Origin of the sequence: Limosilactobacillus coleohominis 101-4-CHN (genome assembly GCF_000161935.1) — a bacterium.
In the GTDB taxonomy this organism is placed as follows: Bacteria; Bacillota; Bacilli; order Lactobacillales; family Lactobacillaceae; genus Limosilactobacillus; species Limosilactobacillus coleohominis_A.
The window spans coordinates 305,561-322,417 of sequence record NZ_GG698803.1 but is presented as its reverse complement, the minus strand read 5'-3'; the positions used below and the strand labels follow the sequence as shown (position 1 = coordinate 322,417).

The window sequence follows — 16,857 nt, the reverse complement described above, 5'->3', positions numbered from 1 at the left end:
TGTACCTGTTCTGGTAACCAATATACTATATTTGGTATAATAGATCTAAAATAATTTTATTAAGGGGGTGATTCATAATGATGAGCGTCAACGAAGTAATGGCCAACTATGATACCAATATCACCAATATTTCCCATAAATCAGGGATTAGCAAAACTACACTTAGCAATGCCTTTAAACGCCCTATTAGCACTTGGACCATTCGAATCCTTAACGGGGTTGCAACAGCCATTAATGAATCCCCAGAAAAACTGCTCCACTTATTACAGGGGGACCAATATTCCTTAACAATTGACGATCAGGCTCAAACCATCCAGGGAGTTAAAATCGCTGATCCAGAGATCTATCGGAATATTAAATTTTCTGTGAAAAACAACGTGATGGAGGGATGGCAACCTTCTCGGGCAGACATTGAAGAACTAAAAGCTTTTGCTGAAATCAGTCATCCAGAGTTAAATCAAAGATTTAAAGAAATTTTCGGTGAATAACATGACCGACGAAGAACTGAAACAATACTTTCTCTACCCTAACGGTACTCTTCGTAATAAGCTCAATTTACAAGATGCGGCTAAGTTAAGAATGGTGGAGTATCGTACGGTAGCTCACAATGCTGTTTGGCTATTACATCATGGCTATGTAATTAAGAGCATTGATGATTATGCTAAAATTCACCAGTTCCTATTTGGAGAAATTTATAGTTGGGCCGGTCAATTTCGTGATTACTATTTATCTAAAGGTAAAACAGACTTTATGCCGCCAACCGCCTTTGACACCGCCATTACTAATATTACTCACCAATTAAAGATGATTAAAAACACGGTGAAGCCAACCAGTAAACAATATGCACAATTACTAGATTCACTGAATTATCTACACCCTTTTAGGGAGGGAAACGGCCGTACTACCCGTTTATTTATCCAATTGCTTGCGGCTAACCATCACCAATCTATTGATTACAATCGGCAAGATCGTGAAGTCATTGTTGCCCTAAACCAATCCGACTTGGTAAAAATACAAAAGTTTATCAAAATTACAGATATTGATAGCCAGCAGGTGGCCTTTCAACAGAATGCTAAAAAGCAATTATTAAATATGGAAAAGTTAAACAGAGATAAGGAAATCCACTAATTCCTTATCTCTGTTTTTGCTTTATGTCCTGAATTTCCTTTAATTATCTGCAAATAACTTAGCAACTTCCATTACTTCATCTTTAAAATTCCCGCTTAATAATCTCAACAATTTGATCGGCAGCATGGCCATCACCGAAGAGCTGGCCTCCGGACGTCATCCGATTATAAAACTTCTTATCGTGGAGCAACGAGAACGTCGCCTGCTGAATACTTGTTGGATCCGTTCCTACGACCTTAGCCGTTCCAGCCTTAATGGCTTCCAAACGTTCCGTGTTCTTCCGCAACAGCAATACCGGCTTATGGAACACTGATGCCTCTTCAACCGTCCCTGCTGAATCCGTCAAAATAAATTTACTCCGGGCCGCCGTATTCAAGAAGTCTCCCAAGTCCATGAGGGGCATTACATGAATGCGATCGCGATTCGCTAAAATCTCCGTCGCAATCCCAAAAGCCGCCGAATCGGTGGCGACCGGACAAACCAGTTCGACATTCGGGTTCGTTTCCACCACATCACGCATCGTGCGGAAAACGCGTTCCATTGGGAAACCGGTATTTTCAATCCGTCCCATCGTCAGCAAAATCAAATCATGATCGTTGGGAATCGAATCTAGAAGTTTACTATGATAATCCGGATCATAGTACTGCGTCACCGTATCAACAACCGTATTTCCAGTCACAAAGATCCGTTCGTCGGCCACCTGCTCATTCAATAAATTATCGCGCGCCTGCTCAGTTGGTGCAAAAAACACATCACTCAGTGTATCAGTCAAGTGACGCTGCATTTCATCCGGAAATGGATTTAACTTATCATATGTTCGCAAACCGGCCTCGACATGAGCAACTGGTAACCGATTATAAAAAGCACTCAAACTAGCCGCCAGGGTCGTAATCGTGTCCCCTAAAACCATCAGCATGTCCGGCTGGGCGGCACTAATTACCGTTTGAAAATTATGCAACAACTGACTGAGCTGCTCAATCATCCCGATCTCGCGACTAGACTTCACGTTCAAATCAAAATCGGAATCAATTCCGAAGAATCGCATTGCTTGGTGCAGTTGCTGATACTGCTTAGAAGCAACAACAATAATTGGTTCAAAAGTTTCTGGATCCTGCTTCATCAGTTTAATGATTGGGGCCATCTTGATGACTTCCGCCCGGGTCCCAAATAAAATCATAATCCGTAATCGAGCCATGTTGTCACCTCCTCGTGTCTAATAAAAAATTTCATGCTTAATTGTACCGCGATTTTGATTATAAAACTAGCGTATCCCGAGTCGTAATCCCCACCATTAGCTCTATAAAAAGCAAAGAGACTGGGTGAGTCCCCAATCTCTTCATTTTATTTAGTTATGACGACGCTTAGTCTTAGCTAAACCAAGCATACTCATCGCACCAGCAATACCTAAGCCAATTAATGCGCCATCATGGTCGTTACCAGTTTGTGGTAATTGATGGGCTTCATTGCGTTGACCTTTAGTATGACCTTGGTTAGCCGCACTAATGGCGTTGCTTTGGGCTAAACGAGCCTGCCGAGCAGCTTCAACCGCTGGATCAACGTGATAGTTAATTTCAACTGTTAAATCATCACTATCAGGCATTACCGTTGCCGCTTCAACCACCGCAATATCTGGTAAGTAACCCGATACTGAAGGAGCCGTGAATTCAGCTAACTGTTGTGCATAACGATTCCACTTACCATAGGTCACCTTTCCTGTAACGTCATCAACGTCTGCTGTCCGGGTAAAGGTTGCCTTTTGGACAATCGTTTCCTTCCGGTCATCAGGATAATTAACCGTAATGGTCCGCGTTACTGTCCGGTTGAGGTCATCATGGCTGACCCCATCTGGATAATGATGATCCGTTCCCGGAATAATATCATCCGGCGTCTTTGGATCAGTTGGTTGAACCGTGGTGTGGCCGTGAGTCAGGTGTACCGTAAAGATTTGATCAACATTATCAACGTGATCGTAATTACCTAGATTCTTCAATGATTCAGCCAACGTTTGACCATCCAGCGTTACCTTTCCAGAATCATTCGTAACGTCTACGAATTGGTAACCTTGTTTAGCGTAAGCATCCATGATCTGGGTCGCATGCGCAAAACTAATTGGACCACGATCACTCTTCCCTTGTGCTTGATCCCAGTTAGCAAGGCTTGTCTTACTATCATCATCCACAAAGTTCAGATAAGCTGATTGATCATCTGGTGTGTAGCGAACGTCAAACACTTCATTTGGTGTCTCATCCGTAACATCTTCAGCTGGAATATCTGCTAAGTCCGCTTGAGCATCAATACCGTCATTTGAAAGCTGTTTGATGTGATAAGTATAGCCCGGAACAAGATCCATACTTGTCTGGTTAAAGTGACCTTTGGACCAGTCACCGTACGTTACTTTACCAGTAACTTCGTCAACATCTGCTGTCCGAGTCAAAGTAACTGTCGTCTTCGTTGACTTGTCTTTGTTCCGTGGATCACCACTAATGTTAATAGTCCGCGTAATTTCTTTATTCAGATCATCGTGGCTAACTCCATGTGGGTACTTCTGGTCTGTTCCTGGAATAGTGGCATCCGGTGTTTTAGGATCTGTTGGTTGAACGGTAGTGTGGTTATGAGTCAAATGAACAACATAGGCTTGATCATTTTGATCATCGTTATCAAATGTAATCTGAGCTGGGGTCACCGCATGATCAGCTAATTTGTAACCATCCTTTTCATATTCACTAACCTTATCATTAGCTTTGGTATCAATGACTTGATCAGTAACTCCAGTATATGGAACAGTTATCAAAGTTTTCCCAGTTACATCATCGATATATGAAATCGATGCCTTTTGTGGATCAGGTGAGTAAATAACATCAATGTTAATATCATCACTACCATGATTAACCTTCATAGGTTTAATTTCGTAGTGACCGTCCGTTTCCTTTTCCAAATCATTGTCACTTGGTACTTCGATCAGGACAAGGTCTTCGGCACTGGTATTTGAATTCTTTTCATGCGGGGTGTAACCCTTCACAGTTGGAATGTCATATTTAGCAAACGTTCCTTGATCCTGCTTGGTTCCTTCGCGTAACCAGTCACCATACTTAGTAATCTCACCAGTTACTTCATCGATATCTGCAGTTCGGATAAACCGAAGTGTTTCATTATAAGTAGCCACCTTATGGGTATGTGGGTCTTCAACGCGAATCTTTTCATGAACTTCGCTATTTAAACTATCCTGATCAACACCCTGCGGATATTTCTTACCTGGATTATCTGGCAATACGTCATCAGGAGTCTTTGGATGATCAGGCGTAACTGTAGTGTGTTGGTGGACTAAATGAACTTCGTAATCCTGTGAAGCTGAGTCATCATGATCAAATACAATGGTGGCTGGCACATTTCTACTCTTCACCTTGTAACCTTGGTTTGAATAGTCACGAACTTGGTAATCGCTCTTGCTATCACTAGCTCCTGATAGTTCATCATCAGCTAAAACTTTACCTTGATCGTCATCATCAATGTATTTAACTGTTCCCTTTTGGATATTTGGATTGTATACAATATAAATCACATTATCCGTATCATCGTGAGTTACCGTTTGAGCTGCAACTTCAGATCTATTTGGAGTATACCCAGGAACAGCTGGCGTATCAAATTCTTGCCAGGTATCAGTTGTCCATGGATTAGGCGTTACTACTCCAGTCACTTCATCAACGTCAGCAGTCCGAGTTACGTGAGCGGTTTGAACTGTTTGGGAACTCTTGCTTTCTGGGGTAGCCGCTACATTAATTGTTCGCTTAATTGTCTTATTTAAATCTGTGGCGGTAACACCGCTAAACGTTTTATTTGGATTATCTGGTAACTTCTTGCCATTATCTTGTGGTTGATCAGGCGTAACTGTGATGTGCTTGTGGCCTAAAATAACTTTATAAACCTGATCCACATTATCACTTTGGTCAAACTGCAATGTTTGACCATGTGTCTCATCGCTAATAAGTTTATAGCCTTTTTGAAGATAACCATTAATCACATCTTGAACATTGTAATCAACCATTTTATCTGAATAGCCGTGCAGCTCTTTGGATTCAAGAACCTTATTATTATCATCCTGGTCAATATATTGAACTGTCATCTTTTGTGAATTTGGATCCAAAATAAAGTCGTAATCTTGAGTTCCATTTTCAGGATACTGCAAAGAAGATGCCTTACCATTAATAATTACAGCATGGTTACCCTTAGTAATTTGCGTATTTTGGCCCTTATTTAGGTCATCGCTTTGACGATCATCTAGTTGCTGATTATTGTCATTATTTCGGTAAGTATAACCCGGAATTGTTGCTCCGGTAACAGTTAATGTATCAGCAGCATGGCCCTTATTATTACCAGCCGGCCAACCAATATGTTGTTCAGCTGGCTGAATTTCGTCACCAGTTAATCCGTTAATGTAGTGAATATTAACTGTTGTCTGGCCTTCCATTGCAAATTTTTTGCTGGCATCATTGTTTACCGAGCGTTTTACAAAATTACCATCTGCGTCATAGAAGGTAGTAGTGGTTTGACCTACTTTCTTTGTATCATCAAGACTTACACCAATCAACGGTGAAATAATAAATTGAATATTACCAGCCTTTCGAATGGCATTAATAGTGTTTTTAACCGCTTGTTCCGGATTGGGATCCATGGCAATTGCTGGATTATAGTGCAACAAATCACCAGCAAATGACCAATCTTTGATATTACCGTTATTATCAATTCCTAAATCTTTAGTAATCTCATAATCACCGGCTTGTGCCCGTACAACCATATTCAGTGATCCATCACTCTGTTTACTATAAGCAACCCCATGATAATTTAAAGCAAGCAGATCTTTGATACTAAGGTTATCACCGAAGTTCTTATCGTAATTTTTAATATATTTACTTGCATCACCAATGTCTAACGTAACATTCTTAACTTTTCCATCGGAACCGACTAATGGAATCCGGCTTCCTTGAGTACCAGCATAGTCACTTCCACCCATATACGAAACTCCGGTTTGGCTATTCTTAAAGTTAACTGCCACAACTGGTAATTTATAATCTGGGCTGATTTGATAATTTTGCCCTTTTGAATTCTTAAAGTTTGCTTGTTCTTCACTATTCAAGGTACTGGTGCTTGGATATGGATCAAAATAAGTTGTTCCCGTACTGTCCATTCCAATTGGGTTCGCATTATTAAATTGACTTTGATAGTTAGCGTTACTCCCATCATAATCACTAATATTCATATTAAGAATATGATTAATGATGTAATGCTTTCCCTTTTGTGCACCATTCATAATGGTATAAGTATTCACTGACTTCTTATTAGGGTTTTTCCCTAATGGTAATAAGTCTTCACGGAAACCGAACACTCCGGCGTGAGAAACATTTAATCTAATAAATTGATCCGAACCAGCGAAGCTTGAAACATCATCTACCAATTTAATATATAACGTAGCGGAACTCATTTGTTGGTAACCATTTTGCTGCGTAGAACCAGTTAATGTTCCAATCTTTTTTCCATCAACGATTACATCTGGAATCCATTCAAAATAAATACTACTTAGCCATCCCGTATCACTGGTTTGCCCAAGAGTTAATAATTTGATCTCATTGCCACCCTTAATTTCATCTTTAGGAATAACAAATGATCCTTCAACACCAAAACGATTCCAAGAACCATTGTATAAATCAGATTTTGAAGGATACCAATCATTCGTCTTCTCTCCACTATCACGACGAATTTGTAGATCAACTTCTTTTGCTTCCGGTTCCGCAGAAACAGCTTTGCTTTTTTTCAAGCTATCTGCTGGTACAGTTGCTGCAGCCTTCTGTAAATTCTTCACTTGGACTGTTTGAGTTTGTGAAGCTGCTGGTGCAGCAGACTTTTGATCAGCACCCTTCTGCACATCATTTGCAGGTGCAGGATTATTGTTTGCCTTCTTGGCACTATCTGTTGCTTGTTCTGCTGCCACATTGGTTGCTTGACTACCACTAACTGTATCAGCCTTCACATTCGTGGCGGCCATTCCCATAAAAGATAATCCTAGTAAAACCGAAGAAACCCCAACCGTTAACTTCCGAATCCCAAAGTGTTGGACAGTTTGCATTTCTTTTTGTCGCTTTTGCCATTGATTATTTTTCGAAACCATTTTTTACTCCATTCCTTTTGCAAATTTTACATTCTTTATCTTAGGAACGGCTCAAAACGTTGTCAAATCAACAATCAACCGATTTTTTCGTTATTTAATTTTTCCTATTCGCTCGATAATACCCCCAAACCCGACCTTACGGCTTTTCATAGTTAAGGGTGGAAAGCTTTTTAGCTGTAGAAAACGTTAAAGAAAATTTTCGCTTATCGCTTGAAGTAAACATTGCGTAAAAAGCGGTCTTATCAATCCCCCCCCCATAACGAAATTTATAATGTTAACGAATGATAAATTCTTCATAATAAAAAACATCGCTATCCAATTCTAGATAACGATGCTCGTCATTCATTAATGGTCCCATCCGGACTCGAACCGGAATCGGCCGCTTAGGAGGCGGATGTACTATCCAGTTATACTATGGGACCAAACAAGGGAAATTATCCCATTCTTTTAATTTGAAGTAAAGATAATTTCCTTATTTATTTGCGGATTTTCGCCGGTGTTTCAGGCGAATTCCCTTATTCTTACGCTGTTTATGGCGCTTCTTCTTTTTCGGTTTAGTGAAAGTATCCAACGTTCGCTGGACTGACTTCTTGACAGTATTTGAGCGTTGATGCTGCGCCTTCTGGATCCGCTTAGCATTTTCGTGACGGACGGTTTCATTTTTAGTCGTCTCATCGCCCGTTTCTTCCGTTAACTGACGATTATCGATTGTTAGTGGTTGTAAATGATAATCCGTTGCCTTCAATAACTTCTTTAAGTCCCGAAAGTCATGGTCATCACCAAGGTTTACTACTAGACCAGGTTCTCCTTGTCGGCCAGTTCGTCCTGTCCGATGAACGTACTCTTCCACTGATTGGGGCAACTCATAATTAACCACCGCTGGCAACTTTGGAATGTCAATTCCCCGCGCCGCCACATCCGTGGTCAGCAACAATTTAATCTGGTGCTTCCGGAACTGGCGCATTACCTTTTCCCGTTCCGTTTGTCGTTGCCGACCACCTAAAGTTGCGGACGACACTCCAGCGTGTTTCAAACGACTCGCCGTGTAGTGGAGGGTCTTAATACTGGAAAAGAAAACCAGTGCCCGGAAATTCTTGGTTTTGCTTAATCGTTCCAGCATTTGCGCCTTTTGCGCCATGGTTCGTGCATATAGCAGACCATGCTTAACCGGCCCCCGGCTATCGTCTTGCTTACGAACATCATACTTAACCACATCCCGACCAAAAATAACATCTGCCTGACTTAATTGTTTGGAACTCGTCGCCGAGAAAAATGCCAGCTGGGTACTTAGCGGTGTCCGCCGTTCAATATCTTCAACTACCGCTTGCGTATCATCACGGAGTAAGTCATCAGCTTCGTCAATGACCAGCGTCTTCAGGTGTTTTAACTTCAGATGACGACTATCCAGCAAGTGAAGAATCCGCCCTGGCGTTCCCACGACGATATCGGGATGGCCCTTTTTCAGGTGTTCAACTTGCCGCCGGAGATTAGCACCACCAGTTAATGACTGAACCTTAATCCCCATTAAGCCAGCCCATTCGCGCATTACTCGTGCAGTCTGGAGTGCCAATTCTTGGGAAGGTTCCAAAACTACAATTTGGATTCCCGTACCCGCTTGCACCCGGGTCAATAAGGGCCACGTGAAGGCAAGCGTCTTACCAGAACCAGTTGGGGCAATTCCCACTACTGTCTTGCCATCTGCCAATGCGTCGTACACGGCAGCTTGGATGGCAGTTTGTTTCTTAAAACCGCGTTTTTCAAAATGTGCTTGTAATTGCTCGTTCAAAATAACTCCTTTTTAACGGTTCCGATCAGCTGGGAACATCAAATCAGCGGATTGACGCAGGTCAAACATCACTGAGTTAACAACCCGCGCTTCATCAAACCACTTGTTGTAACGTGCCAGTTGATCTTGATCATCTGGATTTTCGAAAACATCCGCAAAATCGTTCATTTCATCAACCATTGAGTTGGTGTAGAAGACTGGTGCCTTAATTGGTTCCGCCTGCTTTTTTTCGTTGTAATACGTTACCTTAGTGGTATCGAAAATACTGTCAAAGTACAGCGTATCCTTTAAGCCGTAAATTTCAGAACCAAGGTACGAGTTCGCGGTCTTACCAACGTTCAGTGTAACTTCAAAGTTGTCATAGGTTAAGATGGCAACTCCTTTACCATCAACGCCGCTGGCAACCATCGTTGGGAAGTAAACGACTGAATTAGGGGTACCAAAGAGGTCCACAGCCGCGTAAACACCGTAAACCCCTAAGTCTTGCAAAGCTCCACCAGCAAATTCCGGGGTAAAGATGTTTGGATATGGCTTTTCACCAGCTAAGACCTTGTCGTACCGTGAAGAATACTTCATGACGGTAAAGGTAGCTCCCTGAATCGTCTTCATTTCCTTCATCTTGTCCTTAGCTTGTTGGTAAATGCCGGTATGGATGTGCCGGGCAGCTTCAATCAAACGAGCCTTAGGGTGGGCCTTCAACAGCGATTCGATTGCGCTAAATTCTTCTGGATTGACGAGCGCTGGCTTTTCCAGAATGATAAACTTATCATTTTCAATTGCTAAGCGGACTTGTTCGTAGTGCAGACTGTTTGGTGAAGCAATGTAAACCACATCGAAGTCGCCTTCATCAAAGAAGTCTTCCAAACTGTCATAAAATTCGGTTGCTCCGTAAGGTTTGCCAAATTGTTTTGCTCGGTCAAGCGTCCGTGAATAAACCGTCGTTAATTGATAACGACCAGTCGTTTTAGCGGCATCTAACATCTGATCAGTAATGATATGAGTACCAATAATTCCAAGTTTCAACATTATCATCAATCTCCTTTGCAATCTTTACTATTCTATTATACAAACTATTGCGAGTTTTTAACAGAAATGAAATCTTTCCCTTCCATAAATCTGTGTATAATGAATGTAATGAATTAATTTAGATCAGACGATAAAAGAAATTATTACTGTTGGGAGAGTTGCAAATGATGAAGAAAAAAGGAATGCTTTTGTTCGGCGCGGGATTAATGGCTGGAATCTCAAGTTCATTTGGTTTCAGCCATTCACGACATAAAACTCCCGCAACGACCTCTCCCCTATTTTACGCTGGTACATGGGAATACTTTGACGAAGAACGGAAGCGGTCGCATATCATCACCATTGCTCCTGATTTAAAGTTGGGGATTGATCATCAAGAGATCCCCGCAACGGTTGAACAGGTGAGCAGTACGGAGCTAGTGTATCTTGATAAATTCGGGTATCATATTACCGTTAAGGCGAACGAACAAATGCCGATTCAAATTATTGATGAAGCGGATGAACAAGCCTACCGGATTAAACCAGTGGTTAGTAAAAAGGCATGAGTTGATTTGGCTCATGCTTTTTTGCTACTTAGATTGGTGGTTCAATGTTAAAATACAGGTATTAATCTAAATTTGGGGATGAAATCATGATTAAAAAACTTGCAGTGTACTGTGGTGCCCGTCCCGGTTGCAACCAAGAATATATTGATATGGCAGCCGCTTTTGGTGACGCCATGGTGAAAAACCACATCGAACTCGTGTATGGTGGTGGTCGGTTTGGTTTAATGGGCACCGTTGCAAACCACGTTTTGGATAACGGCGGTCACGCCTATGGAGTCATTACTGAAGAACTCTATTCCCGTAACACCAGTTTATCCCGCCTCACTGATCTGAAAGTCACCGCCAACATGGACTTGCGAAAGGAAACAATGATGGACATGGCGGACGGGTTAGTAGCCCTCCCTGGTGGTTTAGGGACGGCTGAAGAAGTTATCCAAGCTGCTTCATGGACCGGAGTTGGTGATAATGCAAAACCCGTTGCCTTCTTCAATTACAACCACTTTTATGATCAAATGTACGAACAATTCGTCGTCATGAATCGAGAAGGATTTCTTGAAAAAGAATATCTAGACGCCGTTTGTTTTACCGATTCATTCGGCGAGATGCTGGACTTCATGAACCATTATCAAGCACCAACTTACCGCCAATATCACTAATTTAAAACATTCTGCATCGCTGCTAACTGCTGTTGAATCGCGTTAGCAGCGACTTTTATTTGCTCAGTTTCCAGTGGGTACAGGGGTAGTAACACGTAGTTACCAACTCCCTGACGATTAAGTTGAACTGGATAACTTACATACCCATCAAACTGGGGCTGATTGACCGCTAGGGAAAACGTTGCGTTACTATTCGTGAAAATGGCTTGCAGAACCCGCAATGTCCAAGCTACCACGGCGTTCCAGTCGCTCCCTAACCCGCGGAGTGCATAGAAACCATTTAACTTAGCCTGAACCGTCAGTTCATGATCATCCAGCTTTTTTCCATAAATCGGCTGATCAATAGTTTGGCCATTAACCCGAACCGTTGACCAGGCCGTCACCAAATTACCATCGTGTTGGCCGTATACGTAACCTTCAATTGAGTGCACATTCTGTTGGCTAGCATTTTGAATGGCTAACTTTAACCGTGCGGTATCAACCACCGTTCCCAACCCGATGACTTGTTTAGGCGCAAGCAGCCATTCCTGTTGAATCAGCGCGGTTAGCGCTTCATTGGGATTGGCTAGGTTAAGAACAATTCCTTGTGGATCGGCCTCACGCACCTGCTTTGCCATTTGATGAACCGCCCGGGCATTCACCGTTAATTCACCAAAACGATTCTCCTGTAGTTGCTGTTGGTTACCAAACGCTGTGATAATCACATCCGCAGTGTGCAGACTCGACCAGTCCTGGGTCTTGATTTCGGCGGTCGGCCACCCGGCTTGAAGGTCGTTTTGAAGGCCCACCACCCGTTCGTCATTCTCATCCAGCAATGTTAAACGATCAACTTGGTGGGTAGCCAACAATTGCGCTGCCAATGCACTACCAACTTGACCAACTCCAATAATTACAATTTCACGCATTAATATATCCCCTCGTATAAAAGGCGGTGTGGCCAGTTCTATTGGCCCACCGCCTCTTCAATTACTGAATTTCTGGAAACAGGTTACGAAGATAGGCTTCTGGGCCCTCTGGCATTTCAATTTCCAATTCTGGATCAAGTTTTTCAACATGATCACCATATTCAAATTCAACTTCATCATTAAACCAAACTTGGATTCCCAAGGTAATTGCCACCCGCACTAAGCGCTGAACGGAGACTGAACTCCCTTCAGAAATTACCGTTAATGGTTTACCAGATTGAACCAGTTGGGAGAAGCGGTCATTTGCTAACTTTAAACCAAATGAAAGCAACTTGCCATCGTCAATCTTGCTAACCATTTGACCACAAATTGTCAGGCTGGGATCTTCAATCCGGCGTTGCACAAACTTCAAAGCTAACCGATACCGCTTTGGGGCATCATACTCATCACAAAACGCCGCTAACTTATCGGTAAACTCTGTCGCCTCTTGTTTAGTCCAATCAAATTGTTCCGTTGGATCCTGCATCGCCACTGCGAAGTTCCGTTCCCGCGCGTCCGCAATCTCTTCTGGAGTGTATTCGCCAACGGGCTTTACTAAGTGATAAACCATTACTAATTCAATAAAGTTCAAGGTGTCTTCACTAATTCCAGCCCGGGAGAATGGATCTAGATCAAACATCCGCAAACTAATGAATTGCACCCCTTCTTGTGGTAGTTTCCGAACGTCGTTGGTCTTCCCATGGAAAGCAACCGGACCACAGAAATCACCACTATCCATGTAGGTGCCGTTTTCCAGCAACCGGGAATATGATGAAACGTACTCGTTAAAAGAACCATATTCCACTTGTTCACCTGGCAGATTATGGAATCCATCGGGACCATTGCGGAAGCTCCGCACTTGGTGATCTAGTCCTGGTGCGATGATATCTTGAGCCTTTGGTGGCACTGGGCTAGCACCAAACAAGTAGGTGAACAACCATTGAAGAGCGTAATAGCCAAGGCCCAGTTTAAAGTAGAGGTAGTTACGGAAGTCGGCTTCGGAATCAAATTCGAATTGACCAAACTTTTCATACAGCTTAGCAATTAGCTCTTCATCCAAACTATAACCAACGTGGACTCCACCCATTAGAGCCCGTTTGACACCATACTTTTCGGTCATCCGACGGCAGCGGTCACGAGTACTCTTCTTTGTACAAGAATCACTCAATCGATCCAAGTCATGGAGATAAACGGGCGTCGGTGCAAGGCTAAGCGGCCAAAGCCGTTCCGTTTCGTGCAAGTCACCATCCACGATTTGTTCCAAAATTTCTAGTTGTCGAACCGCCGCTTTGGCGCTCCGGACAATAATCGCGTTGAATTCCATTAAGTTATCAGAATAACCACTTGTTAAGTACGGATTACAATCCCGATCCCCGAGTTCCTTTGGATAAGGGAACGTGCTGGTTCGACCATTGGTGAGAATCCGGTGCATTTCCGTCCGCATCCCAAACTTACCTTCAAATAGCAAATCACGAAACGCTGGTTCGTGAAAGGCGGTTTCTAACTCTTGCTTATCCATTACCTTCACCTTCATCTAATTCTTTTTCTTTTATCTTTTAATCGTGGCAATTACCACAAAAAATTAGCAATCCAATTATCAACGGTTTTACTCTTATGCAATCCCGAATGAGTAGCCTTTGCATTCTTGAAACACTTATTTTTAACTGGCGTCTTTTGGTGACGAAGTAAGTAGTTAACGGATAACGAAGACGCATTCGTTACTAGACTGTCAGAATTTGAACCATCACCTAAGTTTCCGTAAATGTTTAACACTTTCACTTGCTTCGGAAAACTGGTACTCAACTGAAGCAATTGCTGGTAACTTGGGTAATAACTATTCGCCGGATACATAATACTTGGCTTGTAATGATTTTTAGCATTTACCTTATTCTTATTAGCTTCATCGTTCAATGACAGAACACCATCAAACGGCCCCGCCAAAATTACAAACTTTTGGGTAGTTGGCGTATGACTGGTCTGCGCTGCCAAAGCTTGGTACACCGCAACATTTCCTGCAGAATGCGCCACGATATTAATCTTTTGAACCCCCTGTTTTTCATATAGGTAGGTCAACGCCTTATTTAGCCAATGCGCGTTCGTCGTAGTACTAGCGGAATTATTAAGAAAGTTGACTTGAACGAGCGGATGTTTGACCTTCTGGAAGTTCCCGGATGTCGATAACTCACCGTTGGGTTTAACATTAATTGTCATAACCTTTTTAGTACCGGGATACCGACGGCTCAAATCCTGAATCATCGTATCAGTGGAACCATGATTTCCTTGCAAACCATGTACAAAGACAGTCGGCGTTCCACCAGCGTAGGTCGCTGCCTGCGCATTCACTCCACAAGCAACAAAGGCGACCAAAACGGCCACCATTAAGAACAAGTATTTTTTAAGTTTCATTTGTAATCTTTAAATCCTTCTTAAAATTTAAGTACAGTGCTAACATACCACAAATGTTAGTAAATAAGATAGCTTTTTACGAAAAAAACTTCATGTCAAAAAACATGAAGTTTGGCGCCTCATTTAAAGTAAATACTCAAAAAGCTTGGCAGGAGTCGGCCCAAGATCATCGTAATCCAGAATCTGCTCGTTATTAAATTTAAAACCAGCCTTTAAATAGGCCTTTTCAGCAGGCAGATTATGCTCAACTACATCAATGTGAATCACGCGTTGACCATTCTGCCGTGCTTGATTAAAAATCCCCTGAAGGGTTTGCTGCGCAATTCCTTGACCACGGTATGCTTTGCCAACCGCAAATAAGTGCAGAATTGCCACTTCACTATCTAAGAAATGATGCTGCCATGGAACCACTCGGTAATTGGGATCTTCACCGATCGAAAGAACCCCCGCTGCTGCGATTTTCTCGTTAATCACATTGATGATAACTTGCGCATCATCTAATTTAGCGCTGAGGTATTCTTTGCTCGGGTAATCACCCCACTTCCAGCGAGGTGAATATTCATCATTCTGTTGCTGCAGACAAATCTGTAGATAAAAATCACATAAGGCCGATAGATCTGCAGTCGTAGCTAGTCGAATTGTCATCTATTTATATCACTCATTTCCCCGGAAATATTTTGGTATGACTAGGCCACTACCATTGCACGCATTTGTGTACGGATTAAATTAAGATAGTCCGGATTAGCAAAATCTCCTAAAATCTCTGTAGCCCGTACCTTGGCAGAATCATTGGAAGTGGTAATTAGACGATGCACCCGCGGATGATCTTGAACGTATTGACGAGTTATCGTCGTTGCATCACCAATTCCATGAATTACAAACTGGTCTAATTGGTATGCAGCGACTGCTGATTGAATCTCCGCAACCCGTGCCGGAAGACTGGCCATTTCATTTTGATCTGAGAGGTACGAACCAGTTAATTCTACCATGATAATTTCGACATCATTTTGTCGAGCAAAATCAGAAAATACCCGGAGGTAATTCCATGGCATCTCTGGACTTTGGTGGACGAGCATCAGCTTTCGTGGACTATGGCCAATTCGCCGTGTCCACAGGTGTTGACCATTCGGTAATGTTACAAAACGTGTTTGTGCAGCTAACATAATGATCCCCTCCAGTTAATCTTTGTAAACGTTTTCTACACCTATATTGTACTCTTTTCCATCAAAGAATTCAGGAAGAATGCTTAAGTCAGTTACATGCCCTGCCATAAACAGCGTTTAATATCAACATGATTTTCATCCCGAAATGGAATGTTCTCTGCCACTAACATTGGTCGTTGGTCAATCCATCCTGGAACAAGTCGGCCATTAGCAGTGACCACCCGGTGGCAGGGGTGCTTACCATAACCACCAGCTTTACTAAGAGCCTTCCCGACTAAACGCGCATTTCGTGGCCGCCCGATCAGACGGGCAATCTGTCCATAAGTAGCTACCCGACCTAGTGGAATAATATCCACAACATTTAAAACATCACGCATAAATTGATCATCAATTTTGGTCATAAAGCACCTCACTCATCCATAATTTGTCGTACCCGTTTTTGTAAATCTGGTAATACTTCATCCGTGAACCACGGATTCTTAGCCATCCAAATTTGGTTCCGGGGTGACGGATGCACAATTGGAAAATAATTAGGTAAGAATTTCTGATAATGACGAACAATCGTCGTTAAGTTGACGGATTTCTGAATATCAAGGTAAGCGTGGGTAGCATAGGCGCCAACTAGAATGGTTAGTTTGATATTAGGCATTAATTTTAGTAACTGCGGATGCCACTGCTGGGCGAAATTTGGCCGAGGCGGTAAATCACCATGCGGACCATTTCCCGGGAAATAAAAATCCATTGGCATAATGCCAATCTTTCCGGAATGATAAAATTCATCCCAGCTGACCCCCAACCACTCACGCAAGCGCTGCCCACTCCGGTCATTCCAAAACATTCGTTGCGCCTGTGCCCGTTGTCCTGGCGCTTGGGCAATAATATTGATTCTTACCTGTTTGCCTGCATAGTAAAGTGGCTGAATCCCTTGTTCCGTAAATTGCTTATTCTCAGGACTGACCTCGATTTCGTGAAAGATCTTTTGAAATTGATTAGTTGTCATTGCTTTCACCAGCTTCACCTAAATTAATTAATACCATAATAGATTT

At 42.5% G+C, this 16,857-nt stretch carries 15 protein-coding genes and 1 tRNA gene; 4 read left to right on the top strand and 12 right to left on the bottom strand.

The window, feature by feature from the left end:
- The first annotated feature begins 77 nt into the window (after positions 1–77).
- Together HMPREF0501_RS08735 and HMPREF0501_RS04760 are read left to right on the top strand one after the other, a co-directional pair.
- Positions 78–488, top strand: a complete 411-nt coding sequence (locus HMPREF0501_RS08735) for a helix-turn-helix domain-containing protein (protein ID WP_006916734.1) — start codon at positions 78–80, stop codon at positions 486–488.
- A gap of 1 nt (position 489) precedes the next feature.
- Positions 490–1,128 (top strand): Fic/DOC family protein, encoded by a 639-nt coding sequence (locus HMPREF0501_RS04760; protein WP_006916733.1) that lies wholly within the window; start codon positions 490–492, stop codon positions 1,126–1,128.
- Positions 1,129–1,210: 82 nt separating this feature from the next.
- On the opposite strand, the gene wecB is transcribed toward HMPREF0501_RS04760, so the two are convergent.
- From wecB to HMPREF0501_RS04735, 5 genes are all read right to left on the bottom strand, one after another.
- Positions 1,211–2,323 carry a non-hydrolyzing UDP-N-acetylglucosamine 2-epimerase gene (gene wecB, locus HMPREF0501_RS04755; protein ID WP_006916732.1) on the bottom strand — a complete coding sequence of 371 codons (1,113 nt, stop codon included), beginning with the start codon at positions 2,321–2,323 and terminating at the stop codon, positions 1,211–1,213.
- Between the two features lie 150 nt (positions 2,324–2,473).
- Positions 2,474–7,288, bottom strand: a complete 4,815-nt coding sequence (locus tag HMPREF0501_RS04750; protein ID WP_006916731.1) for a mucin-binding protein — start codon at positions 7,286–7,288, stop codon at positions 2,474–2,476.
- 349 nt (positions 7,289–7,637) lie between these two features.
- Positions 7,638–7,710, bottom strand: a tRNA-Arg gene (locus HMPREF0501_RS04745).
- Positions 7,711–7,760: 50 nt separating this feature from the next.
- Entirely contained in the window at positions 7,761–9,074 is a 1,314-nt protein-coding gene (locus HMPREF0501_RS04740; protein ID WP_006916730.1) for a DEAD/DEAH box helicase, read from the bottom strand.
- Between the two features lie 12 nt (positions 9,075–9,086).
- Positions 9,087–10,100 (bottom strand): Gfo/Idh/MocA family protein, encoded by a 1,014-nt coding sequence (locus HMPREF0501_RS04735; RefSeq protein ID WP_040455872.1) that lies wholly within the window; start codon positions 10,098–10,100, stop codon positions 9,087–9,089.
- A 167-nt stretch (positions 10,101–10,267) separates the two neighbouring features.
- On the opposite strand from HMPREF0501_RS04735, the gene HMPREF0501_RS04730 reads away from it, so the two are divergent.
- Both HMPREF0501_RS04730 and HMPREF0501_RS04725 read left to right on the top strand, forming a co-directional pair.
- The gene (locus HMPREF0501_RS04730) at positions 10,268–10,642 is read left to right on the top strand and encodes a DUF4828 domain-containing protein (protein ID WP_040455914.1); all 375 of its coding nucleotides are present in this window, start codon (positions 10,268–10,270) and stop codon (positions 10,640–10,642) included.
- 86 nt (positions 10,643–10,728) lie between these two features.
- Positions 10,729–11,298 (top strand): TIGR00730 family Rossman fold protein, encoded by a 570-nt coding sequence (locus tag HMPREF0501_RS04725; RefSeq protein ID WP_006916727.1) that lies wholly within the window; start codon positions 10,729–10,731, stop codon positions 11,296–11,298.
- On the opposite strand, the gene HMPREF0501_RS04720 is transcribed toward HMPREF0501_RS04725, so the two are convergent.
- The 7 genes from HMPREF0501_RS04720 to HMPREF0501_RS04690 all read right to left on the bottom strand — a co-directional run bounded on the left by HMPREF0501_RS04720 (position 11,295) and on the right by HMPREF0501_RS04690 (position 16,811).
- Positions 11,295–12,203 (bottom strand): lactate/malate family dehydrogenase, encoded by a 909-nt coding sequence (locus HMPREF0501_RS04720; protein WP_006916726.1) that lies wholly within the window; start codon positions 12,201–12,203, stop codon positions 11,295–11,297. The two genes, HMPREF0501_RS04725 and HMPREF0501_RS04720, sit on opposite strands and share 4 nt — an antisense overlap.
- Positions 12,204–12,264: 61 nt before the next feature.
- Complete coding sequence (locus HMPREF0501_RS04715) at positions 12,265–13,761, bottom strand: glutamate--cysteine ligase (RefSeq protein WP_223206782.1); 1,497 nt, start codon at positions 13,759–13,761, stop codon at positions 12,265–12,267.
- A 50-nt stretch (positions 13,762–13,811) separates the two neighbouring features.
- The gene (locus HMPREF0501_RS04710; RefSeq protein ID WP_006916724.1) at positions 13,812–14,648 is read right to left on the bottom strand and encodes an alpha/beta hydrolase; all 837 of its coding nucleotides are present in this window, start codon (positions 14,646–14,648) and stop codon (positions 13,812–13,814) included.
- A gap of 123 nt (positions 14,649–14,771) precedes the next feature.
- A complete protein-coding gene (locus HMPREF0501_RS04705) occupies positions 14,772–15,293 on the bottom strand; it encodes a GNAT family N-acetyltransferase (protein WP_006916723.1) in 522 nt (173 codons plus the stop codon).
- Positions 15,294–15,334: 41 nt separating this feature from the next.
- Entirely contained in the window at positions 15,335–15,811 is a 477-nt protein-coding gene (locus HMPREF0501_RS08535) for a hypothetical protein (RefSeq protein ID WP_006916722.1), read from the bottom strand.
- A 92-nt stretch (positions 15,812–15,903) separates the two neighbouring features.
- On the bottom strand, positions 15,904–16,212 hold the full coding sequence (locus HMPREF0501_RS04695; protein ID WP_040455870.1) for an MGMT family protein: 309 nt from the start codon (positions 16,210–16,212) through the stop codon (positions 15,904–15,906).
- An 8-nt stretch (positions 16,213–16,220) separates the two neighbouring features.
- Positions 16,221–16,811, bottom strand: coding sequence for a uracil-DNA glycosylase family protein (locus HMPREF0501_RS04690; RefSeq protein ID WP_006916720.1), 591 nt, complete (start codon positions 16,809–16,811; stop codon positions 16,221–16,223).
- Positions 16,812–16,857 lie beyond the last annotated feature (46 nt).